Origin of the sequence: Bacillus sp. TH25 (assembly GCF_016650935.1) — a bacterium.
Taxonomy (GTDB): Bacteria; Bacillota; Bacilli; order Bacillales; family Bacillaceae_G; genus Bacillus_A; species Bacillus_A mycoides.
Genome location: NZ_JAEKEU010000009.1, coordinates 421,912 through 437,828 on the forward strand (window position 1 = coordinate 421,912; position 15,917 = coordinate 437,828).

Here is a 15,917-nt window from a genome sequence, read left to right on the forward strand (position 1 = left end):
TTAATTATGGAGTAATTTTCTTTAAGTACTCTTCCAATTGTTCCTTCGTTTGCTCACCTATAATTTGCTCTACTACTTTGCCTTCTTTATCAATTAAAAAGGTTGTTGGTAATGGGCCTACTCCATATGTACCTATGATCTTTTGCCCTTTATCAATTGCAACTGGGAATTTCAAATCATATTGTTTCACAAAGTTCTTCACTGCGATATCCGTTTCATCTGCATCTAAGGCAATAATTTCAACGCCTTTTTCTTTATATTTCGGATATAACTCATTCATATAAGGCATTTCTTTTTCACAAGGTTTACACCAAGTTCCCCAAAAATTTAAAAATACACCTTTTCCCTTTAAATCTTTTAATTCAATGTTCTTTCCTTCTAAATCAGTTACAACAAAGTTAGGTGCTTCTTTTCCAATTTGCATTTTCTCTTTATCAGTAAAAAATCCTTGATATAGCGTAAACCCTACCGCACCGCTTAAAATGAGCAAAATGATAACACGAAATAATAAGCGATTTTTTTTCATATTGTCTCCCCTCTCTTCGACGAGTGATAAATATATGTATTTTTTAATAAATCACCAGCGGAGCATTCCACTGGTGAAAGTTTCACACTATAGATTAACGAGGCTTTGTAGAAGCCAATGCACGTAATTGTTTCACCTCATGTGGTGTCAATTCTCTTGCATCACCAGGACGCAAGCTACCAACTTCTAAAAAGGCATAACGTTCACGTTTTAGTTTCATTACTTTACAATCTAACGCTTCAAACATGCGGCGTACTTGACGGTTACGTCCTTCATGAATCGTTAATTGTACAATCGCCATCTCTTTACGCTTGTCCCAAGAAATAATTTTCACTTGTGCTGGTGCTGTTTTCCCATCTTCTAATGCAACACCTCGTTCTAACATGCGAATTTTATCACCTGTTAATGGCCCTTTAATTTTCGCAACATACGTTTTTTCAACCTTATATCTCGGATGCATTAATACATTTGCAAATTCACCATCATTTGTCATCAATAATACGCCAGACGTATCATAATCTAAGCGTCCGATTGGGAATAAACGTTGTCTAATTTCAGGGAAAAAGTCTGTTACAACATTTCTTCCTTTATCATCTGATACACTTGAAATTACACCAGTTGGTTTATATAGTAAAAAATAAACAGGTTCTTCTTTTTCAAGAGGGATGTTATTTACTTCCACTTTATCTTGAGGAGTTACTTTTGTTCCTAACTCCTTCACTATTTTTCCATTAACTTTCACTTTCCCTTGCTGAATTAATTCCTCAGCCTTTCTTCTCGATGCAATACCTGCTTGCGCAATCACTTTTTGTAATCGTTCCATTTCTTTTTTTCACCTCAAATTTATCTTACCTTACATTAGAAAGACTTGGCAACCGCCTAAGCTTTATGCCATTTACTTCGCCTACCTTTAACAACATAGCAATGATAATAAACGTATAAAGGCTATACCACGTTTTCACCCTTTATTATTATTTACACTTTTTCATGTTGTCCACGATAAAAGTTCACCATTTTGTCAAAAATACCGCATAAAAAAACCACTATTAAACTACACGTTAATAGTGGTCGTATACGTATTATAAGCGAAATAGCGCAAAAAATGAATAGCATTACCGAAACAATAGGGAAACAAACACAATCGAACAAATAATTCCGATTAAATCTGCAAAAAGTCCTACCTTTAATGCATCTCCCATTTTTCTAATACCGACAGCCCCAAAGTATACTGTTAATATATAAAAAGTCGTATCTGTGCTACCTTGCATCGTTGAAGCTAACCTACCAATAAACGAGTCTGGCCCATATGTAGCGATTAAATCGGTCGTAATACTTAAACCAGCAGATCCCGAAATCGGACGTATAAGTGCAAGTGGAACAATTTCGGCTGGTACATGAATAAAGTCTAACATCGGCTTCATTACCGATATCATCGCATCTAAAGCACCTGATGCCCGGAAAATAGAAATAGATACAAGCATTCCAACCATAAACGGCAAAATGGAAACCGCAATTTGAATCCCTTCTTTTCCGCCCTCAACGAACGATTCATACGTTGGAACTTTCTTTATCGTGCCATACAAAAGGATAAAACCAATTACACAAGGAATTACCCATAATGAAATTGTATTTACAATACTCATTTTTTCCGCCCCTTTCTACTCCTTCTCCGGTAAAAATAGCGGTCAATCCAAATCGCTCCAATCATCGATAACACTTGTGCTATAAATGTTACGCCAACGATTTCAGTAGGGTTTGCTGATTCATAAGTCATTCGAATTGAAATGACAGTAGTCGGAATTAATGTAATTGCTGAAGTATTTAATGCTAGAAACGTCACCATAGAACGACTTGCTGAATCCTTTCCACCATTTAACTCTTTCAATTGTTCCATTGCTTTAATACCTAAAGGTGTTGCTGCATTACCTAACCCAAAAAAGTTCGCCATCATATTTGATAAAATGAATCCCATTGACGGGTGATCCTTCGGTATTTCTGGAAATAATCTTTTTACTATCGGCATAAAAAGTGATACTAACTTCTTTAACAATCCAGCTTCCTCAGCAATTTTCATTAAACCGAGCCAAAATACTAAAACACTAATAAGTCCAATACAAATCGTTACAGCATCTTTTGACCCTTCAAATATTGCTTTGGTCACTTCTTCCATCGTTCCATTTATCATGGCATACACAATCCCTATAACTGCCATCGCTGCCCATACGAGATTAACCATCTATCCCAACACCTATCATGTAAGAGAAGATTTCTTTTACGTTATTCCAATACATTCCCGTTGTAGCTACTAACTTTCGTTTACTGTAAAACAAATTTCGTTCTCCAACTTTCTCGTTCCCTACATAAATTTCTGTCTTCCCAATCTTTACTCCATCCGTAAGTTTTTCACTTTTATCGAGCTCAACTTTCAATAACACGCTCTTTCTTTCCTCTTCAGTTAAAGGTACAGAAAAACTATTTTTCGTATAAACATGATTGGCATATTTCTTTTCATTTATTTCAGCGATTGCTCCTTGTCCTAAAACTTTCGCTTGCTTATAGCGTTCAAAGCCTTTATCAAACAAATTCATATGATCATCCCAGTCACTAGAAGCACTCAAAGTTACGACAATTAAATCTAGTCCATCTTTTGAAGCTGTTGTGACAAGCGTCCGTCCTGCTTTCTTCGTAAAACCTGTCTTTCCCCCTGTTGCAAATTCATAATAAGATGTCACAAGCTTATGTTTATTTTTCCACGGATAATCCCAAGAATCTGATTTATACGTTTTTGTTCCAAAAATTTTCTTAAAGGTCTCGTTCCCCATTGCATATTTCGTTAATAATGCCATGTCATAAGCCGACGAATAATGCGATCCATCCCCATCCAAGCCATGCGGGTTTGAGAAATGTGTATCTTTCATTCCGATTTCTTTTGCCTTTTCATTCATTAAATATACGAACCCTTCTATACTCCCTCCCACATTTTCAGCAATTACTTGTGCTGCATCATTACCAGATCTAAGCATTAATCCGTAAACTAAATCTTCTAGCTTCACTTTTTGTCCAGGTTTTAAATAAATTGCCGATCCTTCTACTCGTACCGCTTCATTACTAACCGATACTAACTCTTTCATTTTTCCTGATTCAGCAGCTAACAATGCTGTCATAATTTTTGTTATACTAGCAATTTTTTGTGGCTCATGTTCTAATTTTCCATATAGCACACGACCGGATTGTTGCTCCATTAAGACTGCGTTACGAGCACTGACACCACCGTTCATTTTTGCATATGCAGGAATCGGTATAACGCTTGCGTACATTATAATTAGCGTAATTATTATACAAATTCGTCTCATATTTCCCCCCACGTCCTTTTGGCACTTTTTGTACAAGTGTATGCTTGGCCTTTTAAAATATGAACGAAATCTTCCTGCTGCTTCCATTAAAAAAGACGCAGGGAATTTGCGTCTAATATGGTGTCCATTCAATTTGTTTCGCAGTTTCAAATCTTTTTTCTACATCAGGCCAATTTACAACATTCCACCAGTTTTTAATATATTCATCTTTTCGATTTTGGTATTGTAAATAATACGCATGTTCCCATACATCTAGTACAAGGAGCGGTATCGTATCCCATTGTGTAAACAATTGATGAAGCGTGCTTTGCAAAATTTCTAATCTTCCGGACCGAGGCACCCATACAAGGATTGCCCATCCAGACCCCTCAACTTTCGAGGCCGCCTCTGTAAAATGTTTTTGAAAACGTAAGTAACTCCCAAAATCCTTCTCAATTTCTTGTGATAATGCCCCTCGTGGACCCCCGCCCCCATCTTTTTTCATATTATTCCAAAATATCGTGTGTAAGTAATGACCTGATCCATGAAAAGCCGCTTCTCTTTCCCAATGCTTAATTAAATCAAATTGATTTGTTTTTCTCGCTTCTTCCATCATCTTCTCTGCTTTATTTAATCCTTCCACGTAACTACGATGATGTTTATCATGGTGTAACATCATAATTTCTCGTGAAATGTACGGTTCTAGCGCGTTATATGGATAAGGTAATGGCGGAAGGGTATGCCCCCCAATCGGAACAGCTCGTTCACTATCCCCTCTTTCACATAGTTCATATTCCTCTCCTTCTTGCATAAACACTTCCTGTAAATGGTGTTGAATATGTTCTACATCCTCACTTATTTCATACATAAACTCGGCATCTGTGTCGTATTCATGCTCTTTCATACGCTCTAATAACGTTTGAATTTTATAAGCAAGCATATGGACATCATACACTTCCATTGCACGGCTATCTAATACGTGAAGAACACTTTCACACCAACTTTCTACTTCATGAAAGTAATCTGTAAATACACCTTGCTGACTCATGTTACACCTCCTTATTGCTATCCACTTAAATATATTCAATGAAAATCCCTTATATAACTGTACAAAAGGAAAAGAAGCTAAGTCTCCTTAGCTTCTTTTCCTTAATTAATATTTGTGCAACATTTTTGTTTGGTAATCTGTCTCATAATATTCTAGTTCTTCACGCATCAATTGAAATTTCCCTTCTAACTCCTTCATCACTCGTTCTATAGATCCAGGAGGGATTTGCTGAAAAACAATAGAATTTTTCCCTGTATAAGCAGAACGACTATTTTCATACCAATGATCATTCTTTGGCGAAAAAAACTCTGCAATTACTTGATGGTAAATCTTATATAAAACTTTTTCAGCTGCGGTCTTTCGAAATGGTTGGCCATTCAACAAAACAAAACATGCATCAAGTCCTTCTTCACAAAAAACAAGAAGTCTTCTTATTGATGCTAATATACCTTTATAATATTGCTCGTTTCCTGTTGGTGTCTCCTCCAATAAAGAAGGTAACGTATGATAATTCACATAATTAGTTATCAAGGAAATTACATCTTCTAAAAATATAGAAACTTGTTCTGTTTGATTTTCAACCATCAAATTAGACATGGCTTCTCTCTCCTTTGCCGTTTTACGCTATTTCTACTCTTTTATTTTTATGTAATTCAGCTAATATTTCTTGTACTTTCACCACTGTTCCCTCGTCAAAGTATCGTTGAAAGTCTGTTACTTCATTGAGATACAAGCGTTTCTGCGTCCGTAGCTCTTTATTGTTCACTAAACAAGCAATCGCTACAATATCTCGTAAATATACGTCTTGTTCTTCTACTTTATAAACTGGATTTCCTTCAAAAGGGATAATTTCTTGTAAAATTTCTTCAAAATATCGAACATATAAGACAGAAAAGGTTTTTTCTTGATTATTTAATATATATGTCACTTCAGATCTATTAAAAAAATCTTCTGATGTATTCGGTTTTGCTTTTTCTAACTCATATCCTGCATAACCTATTATAATCATCTACTTCCCCTCTCTTCCTTCTTCCATCTTATCTTAACTTAATTTTCTGATAAACGAAATATTCTTTTAAATATAACCTATATAAAAAATAGCTTCCCTATACAGGAATTTACCTTTTTATTTTTCTTGAAGTTTGTCATAATAATATTATTGTCTCAGTTTTCTTACACAAGGAGAGTTGTATTTATGTCGTTTTCATGGAAACGTTTCTTACAAATCGGGAAAATAATCTTCCCATTTGTTGTCTTAACAATTGTTTTCTTTCAAGCTAAAAAAGAATTAGCGGGCATTTCTTTTTTAGAAGCAATTGAAACAATTAAAAACATTCCAACTGGTGGGGTATTTTTAGCGATTACACTCGGTGCATTTGCCGTTTCAACAATGTTCTTTTATGACTTTGTTATGCTTCGTTACTTAAAAGCAGATATACCTGTACAAAAGATTTTCCGTATCTCATGGATTGCAAACACTTTAAATGGATTTATCGGTTTTGGTGGTCTTGTTGGTGCCGGTGTACGTACAATGCTCTATCGTCCACATATAAAAGAGAATGGGAAACTTATTAAAAGCATTGCTTGGATGACAACCGCTTTTATTAACGGATTAGCCATTCTGTCATTCCTCGGCCTTATTGGGATATTAGACACTAGCTTTATTCTGCACGAAAAACCGTGGTTATGGCCTGTTCTTATCTTCTTTGCTCTTTTCGTTCCTATATATATTGGGTTTTCTAAAATTAAAAATAGAAAAACAAAACAGACAGACGGACAAGATGATGAAGAAGAAGAAGAGAAAAATCCAACTGTTTTATATTCATTAGTTTCATTAGTCGAGTGGATATCGGCTGGTATCGTTATGTACGTCATTTTAATATTGTTTGGAATTGATATCGAATTTCAAAAGTTTTTAGGTGTTTATGTAATTGCTGCTTTAGCTGGTGTCGTAAGTCTTGTCCCTGGTGGCCTTGGTTCATTTGATCTTGTTTTCTTAACCGGACTAGGACAATACGGAGTTGATACAGGCGTATTACTACCCGCTATGTTATTATATCGACTTGTCTATTACATCTTACCATTCTGCCTTGGTCTCATTTTTGCAGCATTTGAAATGACAGGAGCGGCCATAAAAAAAATTGAAGACAAACCATTTATTGCACCTGCATTAGAAACAACTGGTGTAATTTGGACTTTACAACGTGATTTTTTAGGGAAATTAGGTTCATGGGCATCCGCCGCTTTAACCGTATTCGCTGGCTTAATGGTTATTCTATCAACAATTTTACCGACTAGTATAAATCGGGCTCACGCCTTACATATTTTAGCTCCAAAGCATCTTATTCAATTTTCTTTTAGCTTATCATTAACATTCGGTATTCTCCTCCTGATTCTTTCGCGAGGCATATATTATGGAACAAAGCGTTCTTACTATATGACGATTGTTTCTTTAATTGGAGCAGCAATCTTTAATACCCTAAAAGGAATTGATATTGAAGAAACCTTTATTTTATTAATCGTACTTGCTGTGTTGTATATGCTTCGCAAAAGATTTGCACGCGAGAAAATGGAAGTCTCTCTTTCTGACATCGTAAAAGTGTTTATCTTCTTATTACTTACGTTATATTTATATAAAAACTTAGGTATTTTATTTGCGGGTGCAAAAGAAGCGTTCCAACCTGATTTTGTCGTTCGAAATATTACACAAGTTAAACGAAGTGCATTAGCAGCAGCCTTTTTCGTTCCTACTTTTTTACTTATCGGTTCACTAATTGCCAATCGTTACCGTAGTCAATTTCCCGGGCAACCAGCTAATGATAAAAGGTTAGAAAACTTCTTAGATGAACATGGCGGGAATGTACTTAGTCATTTAGGTTTTTTAGGAGATAAACAGTTCTTCTTCAGTAGTGACGGAAAAGCACTTCTTCTCTTTTCAATTACTGGAAAACGTCTTGTTGTACTAGGTGATCCAATTGGTGATCCATCCTCCTACCGCACTGTGTTGCAAGAATTTTTAGCTGAAGCTGATCGATTTGGGTATATTTGCGTATTCTATCAAATTGAAAGCAAATGGATGAGCTTATACCACGATTTCGGCTACAACTTCTTTAAACTTGGCGAAGAGGCTGTCGTTGATTTAAATACCTTTACAATAACAGGAAAGAAACGTGCTGGTATGCGAGCTACTTTCAACCGTTTTGAACGGGAAGGTTATACATTCTCTATTCATGAGCCACCATTCTCAGACGAATTATACGAGGAATTAAAGAAAGTGTCTGATGCTTGGCTCGGCGGAAAAAAAGAGAAAGGATTTTCACTTGGGTACTTCGATCGTGAGTATATTAGTCGTGCCCCTATCGCTACATTATCTGATGCAGAAGGAAAAATCATTGCATTCACAACCTTTATGCCAGTATATCAAAGTGGCATATTATCTGTTGATTTAATGCGTTATTATCCAGATGCCCCTAGCGGAATTATGGATGCAATTTTTATCCACTTATTCCACTGGGCAAAAGAAAATGAATACCATTCCTTTAATATTGGTATGGCACCACTCTCAAATGTCGGTTTATCAACGCAATCGTTCTGGTCTGAACGAGTTGCTGCTGCAATATTTAATAACGTTCGTTACACATATAGCTTCAGCGGTTTACGACATTTTAAAGAAAAATACAAACCTGCATGGAGTGGAAAATATTTAGCATTTCGAAAGAATCATTCTTTACCAATTACAATGCTCTCTGTAACAAAATTAATAGGAAAACGAAAAAACAGCTAAGTACTTAGCTGTTTTTTCGTTTTTGCACTTGTATACTAAACTCCTTTTCATACTTCTTACCGTTTATATAGAAATTCCCCCATATTTTATATGTTCCTTCTTCTGGAAATGTAATACGATATTGTAATTGTTCATCCGTATCAACAGGAATCGCATATAAAAAATGTTCCCTCGTTTCATCAACGATATATAGAGCGTTGACTTCACCTCTCCCTGAATTTAATTTCAGCTTTTCTCCCTTTTTCGCTTGAAACTGAAATGTTAATGTCGTTGCCTCATTCGGATGTAATGCACCAAATAAAAGAGACACTTGGTGCTCTCCTATATTTTTTGTAAGTACAGTATCGACAGGTAGTTTCTTTTTATTCTTGTCCTTGTTTTTCTCCTTTTTTTCTTCACCAAAATCTTTCTTAGAAAATGATTCCACGGACTTGTTTTCATCTTCATACAAAAATATCGTGTACTCTTCACCTTTTGCTACATCTGAAGATAGCTTATACGATCCATTTCCAGCAAATATAGGCTTCGTTTGTTGTATGTTTTTCAAATTCCCATCCACTATCACTGCTCGAATTTGATCGTTCACACCACGAACTTCATTATTCATTTTATTTAGCAATTGAAACGAAATATCGACTTTTTCATTTCCCTTTTTATTCTTCACATCCCATTTCACTTCTTGAACATCTCCGGTCGTTTCTACAGTTTCTTGATATTTTTTTATGTAAAATCCTCCTGCCACAATAAGTACTAGTGCAATAAGCCCAATGACAAGATTTTTCAAAATATCACCTACCATTTTTATTGTCTTTATCCATGCAAAACCTCTTAAATATATATTCTAGATTATGATTTATGAAATCCTCCTCTTTTGCACATATTACAAATAAAAAAGATTTTAATTGAAAGGAGTCGTAGTGTATAATGCAAATGATATTGATTTCTATCAATACATTATAAGGAGGATTTTTCATGAGTGTACATATTGAAGCAAAACAAGGCGAAATTGCTGAATCTATTCTATTACCTGGTGATCCATTACGTGCAAAATATATTGCTGAAACATTTTTAGAGGATGTTACTTGTTATAACAACGTCCGTGGCATGTTAGGTTTCACTGGAACTTACAAAGGAAAGCGTGTATCTGTTCAAGGTACAGGCATGGGTGTTCCTTCTATTTCTATTTATGTAAACGAATTAATTCAAAGCTACGGAGTGAAAAATTTAATTCGTGTTGGGACATGTGGTGCAATTCAAAAAGATGTTAAGGTACGTGACGTTATTATTGCGATGACGGCTTGTACAGATTCTAATATGAATCGCTTAACATTCCCGGGTTTTGATTTTGCTCCTGCTGCAAACTTTGATCTTTTAAAGAAAGCCTACGATGCTGGAACAGAAAAAGGATTACACGTTCGTGTTGGTAACGTATTAACAGCAGATGTATTTTATCGTGAGAGCATGGACATGGTTAAAAAACTTGGAGATTACGGTGTATTAGCAGTAGAGATGGAGACGACTGCTCTTTACACATTAGCAGCTAAATATGGTGTAAATGCATTATCTGTATTAACAGTAAGCGACCATATCTTCACTGGTGAAGAAACAACATCTGAAGAGCGTCAAACTACATTTAACGAAATGATTGAAATCGCTTTAGATGCAGCAATTCAGCAATAGTACACTAAAGAACTCGTCATACGTCTGGCGAGTTCTTTTTTATGCTAAAATACTTCTATAGTCACTGTACCGTCTCTTTATGTGACTTTCTATAAAAAACTACTTTAGAGAGAGACAGATTTATCCCCTCTACTTTTTTGTAACCTTTGTTATAATTAAGAAATCATTTATATTACAGTATTTTTCATACGAGGTGAAACAGTGAAGAACAGAAGCATCGTCTTTAAACTATTTTTATTAACATCAACTTTATTTACAATCATATTTCTCCTTTTTTTCCTTGGACAATCTCTATTTTTAGAGAAGTTTTATATTAATAAAAAAATAAAAACCGTTCAAACGGCTTTTGAAAAATTCGTAGATAATTATGAAAAAAGCGACAAAAGTTTTGAGGAAATCAGAAAGCTAAAACAAGAATTTCACGATAAAACGAATGCTGAAATGCAATTTTTAGATTCTAACGGCATTATTAAAAGTGAAAACAATTACTACATTGAGGTAATTAACCCTAATAACAATAAAACCTATTCCATCCCACTTAATAATCTTTTAACACCCGAAGAATATAATAAATTCGAAAATTTAGGCTTAAAAAAAGAGGGCATGATTCACGTAGAGGGATTTTTACAAGATAATATAATAACGCCACTAGAACTGACGACTAATTATAATCGATGGCGAAATGAAAATGGCAATTCGGATTTTCAATCAATTAGTGGTAACCCCTCTAAAAATAGACTCACAAATCGATATAAAACTACGTCTCAGATCAGTTTTACCGGTGTGATATCTAAATTACATATCCCTTCCAAATCTGAGGTTCGCCTTGCAAATGATTTTGAAACATTACAAGCTGTTGAATATTTTGCAAGCACTATTAGACAAGGTACTTCTAATTCAAATCAATTAAACACTTATATTTTAGATAGTGGGGAAAATATAAAAAACAGTGTCTTTGTAAAGCCTATTATGGAAAACGGAAAAATTAAGGATTACGCTTTTGTGATAGCATCTTTACAACCTGTTAATGAAGCGATGCTCGTTTTAAAAGATTATTATGTCTATGCCTTAATTATCGTGTTTCTCGTTATTATTTTGTTATCCTTCTACTACTCAAAAATCATTGTTAAACCATTAATTAAGATAAATCGTGTTACAAAAAAAATGGCCAACTTTGATTTTAGCGAGAAGTTACCTGTTACGGCAGACGATGAAATTGGCGGGTTATCAAGTGGTATTAATACACTCTCTGTAAATTTAAAAGATCGAATCGACCGATTAAATGTTGCCAATACAAAATTACAACAAGATATTGAACGCGAACGTCAATTGGAAAAAACGAGAAAAGAATTCATTTCTGGTGTATCTCATGAATTAAAAACACCACTTAGTGTTATTCGTAGTTTCGCTGAAGGTATTCAAGATGGCGTAAGTAAAGATACGACCTATTATACAAATGTTATTTTGGAAGAGACAGATAATATGAACAGGCTCATTGTTGAAATGTTAGAATTAGCAAAACTAGAATCAGGTACGTACAAACTAGAAATGTCGACATTCTCGATCGGTGAATTAATTCAACAAGTCTATACAAAATTATTATTTAGCATGGAGGAAAAACATTTACAAGTGGACATCCATGCTGACTCTTCTCTATTTGTTAAAGCAAATCGTAGCCGTATTGAGCAAGTCGTTGTAAACTTACTTAGCAATGCAATTCGATATACTCCAGATGGTGAAAAAATACACGTCTCTGTTATAGAAACGGAAGATACAGTGAAAATCAAAATTGAAAACACAGGTAATCCTATTCCAGAAGAAAGCCTTGAAAAAATTTGGGATCGCTTCTACCGTTTAGACGCTTCTCGTAGCCGTCATACTGGAGGTACTGGCCTTGGGTTATCCATTGTGAAAAACATTTTAGATCTCCATCACGCTGAATACGGCGTGTATAATACCACTAATAGCGTTGTATTTTATTTTAATTTACAAAAAGTAAAAGAAGTCAAATAATTTGTCTTAATTTCACTAGGAGTTCACATGAAATTCACACTCTCCCTTTATAGTAAGAAACAAGTTAATCCTTTCCTTTACACATATAAAAGAGGAGAGTGCGTGAAATGAAACAAGCAGGACAACCTATTCAAAATGAAAAACAATTAGAAACTATCAAAAATATACTTTTACAATCTTCGAAACGTGATGGCTTATTATTCGTATTAGCTGTAAATTCTGGCTTAAAAGTAAGTGAAATCTTACAATTAAAAGTTAGTGATGTAATCGATGAAGACGAAAATGTTCGCCATTCCATTTTATTTTACAATGAAAAAGTAAAGAAACATAAATGGTTTGCTGTAAATGAAGACTTACAGCACGCAATCGAAGACTACATGAAAGAACGTAAAACTTGGAAACGTAATGAACCATTATTAAAGTCTCAAAAAGGAACAAAGTCTATTACGAGACAACATGCATGGTACATTTTAAACAAAGCTGCAAAAGAAGTTGGATTAGAAGGGATTAGCTCACATACACTTCGAAAAACTTGGGGCTATTGTGCATACAAATCAGGTGTTGATATTGCATTTTTACAACACTTCTTTGATCACAGTACTCCATCCAAAACTTTAAAGTATATCGGTATTGCTTAATAACTCTTATACATAAAAAGGTTACCATTTGTAAATTTGGTAACCTTTTTTATGTTTCATATTCTCTTTTCTTGTCTCTCCTATACTGTAGTGGTACTCTAATAGTAAGGGGGAGAAATTATGAACACATTAACAATTGAATTACCGAAAGAAACGGCTGAAAAACTCGATTTATTAAAACAAGCTTATGAAAAGAAAACAGGTGCTAGCATTTCTGAGAGCACTCTTGTTCAAACACTTATCTCAAAAGAATTTATCCAAGCGATAACTCCTTTTGATTTACAACAATTCGTCAATGGAAAAGAACAGCATTAATCGCTGTTCTTTTTTCTTTTCAAAAAATAAATATAAAAAATTTTTTACATATTTTCCGAAAAACCATTGACAATGATAATGATAACCATTATCATTTATTACGAAGCCAACAATTGATGAATCAACCAAACGCTCAGTAACATTGTTACCCCTCTTTTTCATATAGAAAGGTACTGTACATTCCCCCTGTTTGTACAGTGCCTTTCTTGTTTATCATCGTTCAAATAAATTTAATTGCTCAGGCTTGGGCTCACCATATGTAATGTTCATTATTTTCATAAGTTGTTTCGCATTATCCGCTGCATCCCCGCCCGAATTATTATTAAATAATACGTATATGTCCTTTGACTTCTTTTTTAATTGCTCTAGTCGTTCTGCCCATTCTTCCAATTCTTTATTATTGTAGCGATATAAACAGCGAACCGCCCTCCAATTTTCTCCTTTATCCAGCCAGCCATGAATATTTCGACCATGAAAGCGAATTAATGTTATATTTGAATCCGTCGCCTCTAATACGAGCGGAACCGAACCAAGTCCCGCTTGCGGTTCATCACAAATTGTATGAATCCATTTTTCCTTCTCTAAAAATTGTAGCGTTTTATCTCTCATTTTTGGATAAAACCATGTTTGATTTCGAAACTCTATAGCACACGGCAAACCCTCCATTTTGTCTTTCGTATATCGAAGGAAATCTACATTTTTCTTTTTGCAATCAAACCATGGTGGATATTGAAATAAAATCATTTTTAATTTGTTCGCTTCTATTAAAGGAAGAATCGATTGTTTATACACATCAAACATCTCATCAAACGTCGAAAAAGGAGTTTCTCCCTTCATATGCCCTGTCATTCCTTGATACGCTTTTACGACAAAAGAAAAGTCTTTCGGTGTTTCCATCGCCCATTTTGTATAATTTCGTGCCGGTTGCATCGCATAAAATGAACTATCTACTTCGACAATAGGAAAATGTTCACTATATGTTCGTAATTTATTTTTATTTTCATAGGGATCTATATATAAAGAATCATGATCTCCCCAACCTGTCACTCCAATGAAAAACAATCATATTCCTCCTTTTCAACTTTCATCTGATATTCATTCCACTGGCTTCCCAATCATCTTGGCTAATCAAATTCATTAAGTAGCTCTTTCTTAAGAGTATCTGTATAAAAATATGATATACTAAATGGAAGAATTTTTAAATTGAGGGGTTATTTATTTATGCTTCCAACCGATGATATTTTATCTCATGAAAAACGAATAGAAGAACTAGAAAATAAAGTACGTTTTTATGAAGAACTTGTGAATCAATTGCCGCATCATTTCACATATAAAAATCCACTTATTGGTTTGCAAATAAAGAAAACAAGAACGAACCATTTTATTCAAAGCATACGAAAAGAGAATAAAGAAGCTGATTTTCAACTTACTTGCGATTCATTATTTTTATTTGAACAACTTGAAAAACACTTTGTTCATATTTTTGATGCTTTTTCACATCATGTAACCTTTATTGATAATACAGGGAATATTACATTATGTAATCAAGCTGCTGCAGATGATTTTGGTGTAATACGAAACGAAATAATTAGAAAGCCAATTCAACAATTGCTTAACTTACCTGAAGAAAAAATTAAAGCTATTGAAACCTTAAAAACAGGAATCGAAATATATAATGAAGAGGTTTTAGACAAAAACTATGGCATTATTAATAATCGAATTATTCGCGATTATAATGGAGAAATTTTTAGAGTTATTAGCGTTTTTCATTATTTAAACACAGAACGTGATGCAGAGAAATTTTCATTAGCAGGACGAATCGCCGCCGGGATTGCACATGAAGTACGCAACCCTCTTACAACAGTACGGGGATACTTACAATTTTTACAAGAGAGCGTGTCTCCATCAAATAAAGAATTATTTAAAAACTTACTTATTCCTGAATTAGATCGTGCAAATAGTATTATTACAAAATTTTTATCTATATCGAAAACACGCGAATTTAAAAGAGAACCGTTTCCCATTAATACATTTTTACGTGAATATATTCAACAGCTACTAGCAAGTGAGGTCTTCTTGCATAACATTTCAATTGATTATAATTTTTCTAATGAATTAGATGATATTTTAGTCCATATTGATCGCCATGAACTTGTTCAAGTGTTTTTAAACCTATTTCAAAACGCTGTTGATGCTCAAGGCGAAAAACCTCTTTCTATTCAAATCACTAGTTATCGCCTAGATAACTTTGTTCGGATTACTTTCACAGATAACGGAACTGGTATTCCTCCAGCTATTCAAGAATATATCTTTGACCCATTCTTCTCAACAAAAGATTCAGGAACAGGACTGGGCCTATCAGTAACGAAGAAAATTATTCAAAATCATAACGGTACATTAAAAATGACTAGTAATCCAGCTGGTACAACTTTCACTATTTCTATTCCAACTTTATCTAAAACAAACCATGAAAGAATGAATCAATACAAATGATGGACTGTTCCACGAACTGCAAACCAATTGTTACGGAATATATAACAATTGGTTTGCAGTTTTTTATTTTAACTTAATCTTCTTGAAA

16 protein-coding genes are annotated in these 15,917 nt (G+C 34.3%); 6 read left to right on the forward strand and 10 right to left on the reverse strand.

The window, feature by feature from the left end:
• Nucleotides 1-4: 4 nt before the first annotated feature.
• The 8 genes from resA to JFT89_RS06720 form a co-directional block, all read right to left on the reverse strand.
• On the reverse strand, nucleotides 5-526 hold the full coding sequence (gene resA / locus JFT89_RS06685) for a thiol-disulfide oxidoreductase ResA (RefSeq protein WP_002064495.1): 522 nt from the start codon (nucleotides 524-526) through the stop codon (nucleotides 5-7).
• Nucleotides 527-620: 94 nt separating this feature from the next.
• The gene (gene rluB / locus JFT89_RS06690) at nucleotides 621-1,349 is read right to left on the reverse strand and encodes a 23S rRNA pseudouridine(2605) synthase RluB (RefSeq protein ID WP_002064494.1); all 729 of its coding nucleotides are present in this window, start codon (nucleotides 1,347-1,349) and stop codon (nucleotides 621-623) included.
• 289 nt (nucleotides 1,350-1,638) lie between these two features.
• Nucleotides 1,639-2,169, reverse strand: a complete 531-nt coding sequence (spmB, locus tag JFT89_RS06695) for a spore maturation protein SpmB (protein WP_002086660.1) — start codon at nucleotides 2,167-2,169, stop codon at nucleotides 1,639-1,641.
• Complete coding sequence (spmA, locus tag JFT89_RS06700; RefSeq protein ID WP_016094459.1) at nucleotides 2,166-2,762, reverse strand: spore maturation protein SpmA; 597 nt, start codon at nucleotides 2,760-2,762, stop codon at nucleotides 2,166-2,168. Before spmA ends, spmB begins: the two co-directional genes overlap by 4 nt.
• Nucleotides 2,755-3,879 (reverse strand): D-alanyl-D-alanine carboxypeptidase family protein, encoded by a 1,125-nt coding sequence (locus tag JFT89_RS06705; RefSeq protein ID WP_016094460.1) that lies wholly within the window; start codon nucleotides 3,877-3,879, stop codon nucleotides 2,755-2,757. The genes spmA and JFT89_RS06705 overlap by 8 nt, the downstream gene beginning before the upstream one ends.
• Nucleotides 3,880-3,991: 112 nt before the next feature.
• A complete protein-coding gene (locus JFT89_RS06710; RefSeq protein WP_002064491.1) occupies nucleotides 3,992-4,906 on the reverse strand; it encodes a superoxide dismutase in 915 nt (304 codons plus the stop codon).
• Nucleotides 4,907-5,011: 105 nt separating this feature from the next.
• Nucleotides 5,012-5,503 (reverse strand): YpuI family protein, encoded by a 492-nt coding sequence (locus tag JFT89_RS06715; RefSeq protein WP_002158618.1) that lies wholly within the window; start codon nucleotides 5,501-5,503, stop codon nucleotides 5,012-5,014.
• Nucleotides 5,504-5,525: 22 nt separating this feature from the next.
• On the reverse strand, nucleotides 5,526-5,915 hold the full coding sequence (locus JFT89_RS06720; RefSeq protein WP_002064489.1) for a hypothetical protein: 390 nt from the start codon (nucleotides 5,913-5,915) through the stop codon (nucleotides 5,526-5,528).
• A 186-nt stretch (nucleotides 5,916-6,101) separates the two neighbouring features.
• On the opposite strand from JFT89_RS06720, the gene mprF reads away from it, so the two are divergent.
• Nucleotides 6,102-8,690, forward strand: coding sequence for a bifunctional lysylphosphatidylglycerol flippase/synthetase MprF (mprF, locus tag JFT89_RS06725; protein ID WP_016094461.1), 2,589 nt, complete (start codon nucleotides 6,102-6,104; stop codon nucleotides 8,688-8,690).
• Nucleotides 8,691-8,694: 4 nt separating this feature from the next.
• Here mprF and JFT89_RS06730 read toward each other — a convergent pair whose 3' ends face one another.
• Nucleotides 8,695-9,489 carry a hypothetical protein gene (locus JFT89_RS06730; RefSeq protein WP_016094462.1) on the reverse strand — a complete coding sequence of 265 codons (795 nt, stop codon included), beginning with the start codon at nucleotides 9,487-9,489 and terminating at the stop codon, nucleotides 8,695-8,697.
• 173 nt (nucleotides 9,490-9,662) lie between these two features.
• Here JFT89_RS06730 and deoD point away from each other — a divergent pair, with 173 nt between their 5' ends.
• From deoD to JFT89_RS06750, 4 genes are all read left to right on the forward strand, one after another.
• On the forward strand, nucleotides 9,663-10,370 hold the full coding sequence (deoD, locus tag JFT89_RS06735) for a purine-nucleoside phosphorylase (RefSeq protein ID WP_000110707.1): 708 nt from the start codon (nucleotides 9,663-9,665) through the stop codon (nucleotides 10,368-10,370).
• Between the two features lie 201 nt (nucleotides 10,371-10,571).
• On the forward strand, nucleotides 10,572-12,383 hold the full coding sequence (locus JFT89_RS06740; protein WP_002030723.1) for a sensor histidine kinase: 1,812 nt from the start codon (nucleotides 10,572-10,574) through the stop codon (nucleotides 12,381-12,383).
• A 107-nt stretch (nucleotides 12,384-12,490) separates the two neighbouring features.
• The gene (locus JFT89_RS06745; RefSeq protein WP_000806230.1) at nucleotides 12,491-13,021 is read left to right on the forward strand and encodes a tyrosine-type recombinase/integrase; all 531 of its coding nucleotides are present in this window, start codon (nucleotides 12,491-12,493) and stop codon (nucleotides 13,019-13,021) included.
• 120 nt (nucleotides 13,022-13,141) lie between these two features.
• Nucleotides 13,142-13,336 carry a DUF3924 domain-containing protein gene (locus JFT89_RS06750; RefSeq protein ID WP_001094860.1) on the forward strand — a complete coding sequence of 65 codons (195 nt, stop codon included), beginning with the start codon at nucleotides 13,142-13,144 and terminating at the stop codon, nucleotides 13,334-13,336.
• A 213-nt stretch (nucleotides 13,337-13,549) separates the two neighbouring features.
• Here JFT89_RS06750 and JFT89_RS06755 read toward each other — a convergent pair whose 3' ends face one another.
• On the reverse strand, nucleotides 13,550-14,398 hold the full coding sequence (locus JFT89_RS06755; RefSeq protein WP_016094464.1) for a DUF72 domain-containing protein: 849 nt from the start codon (nucleotides 14,396-14,398) through the stop codon (nucleotides 13,550-13,552).
• A gap of 159 nt (nucleotides 14,399-14,557) precedes the next feature.
• On the opposite strand from JFT89_RS06755, the gene JFT89_RS06760 reads away from it, so the two are divergent.
• On the forward strand, nucleotides 14,558-15,829 hold the full coding sequence (locus tag JFT89_RS06760) for an ATP-binding protein (protein ID WP_002064486.1): 1,272 nt from the start codon (nucleotides 14,558-14,560) through the stop codon (nucleotides 15,827-15,829).
• Nucleotides 15,830-15,917 lie beyond the last annotated feature (88 nt).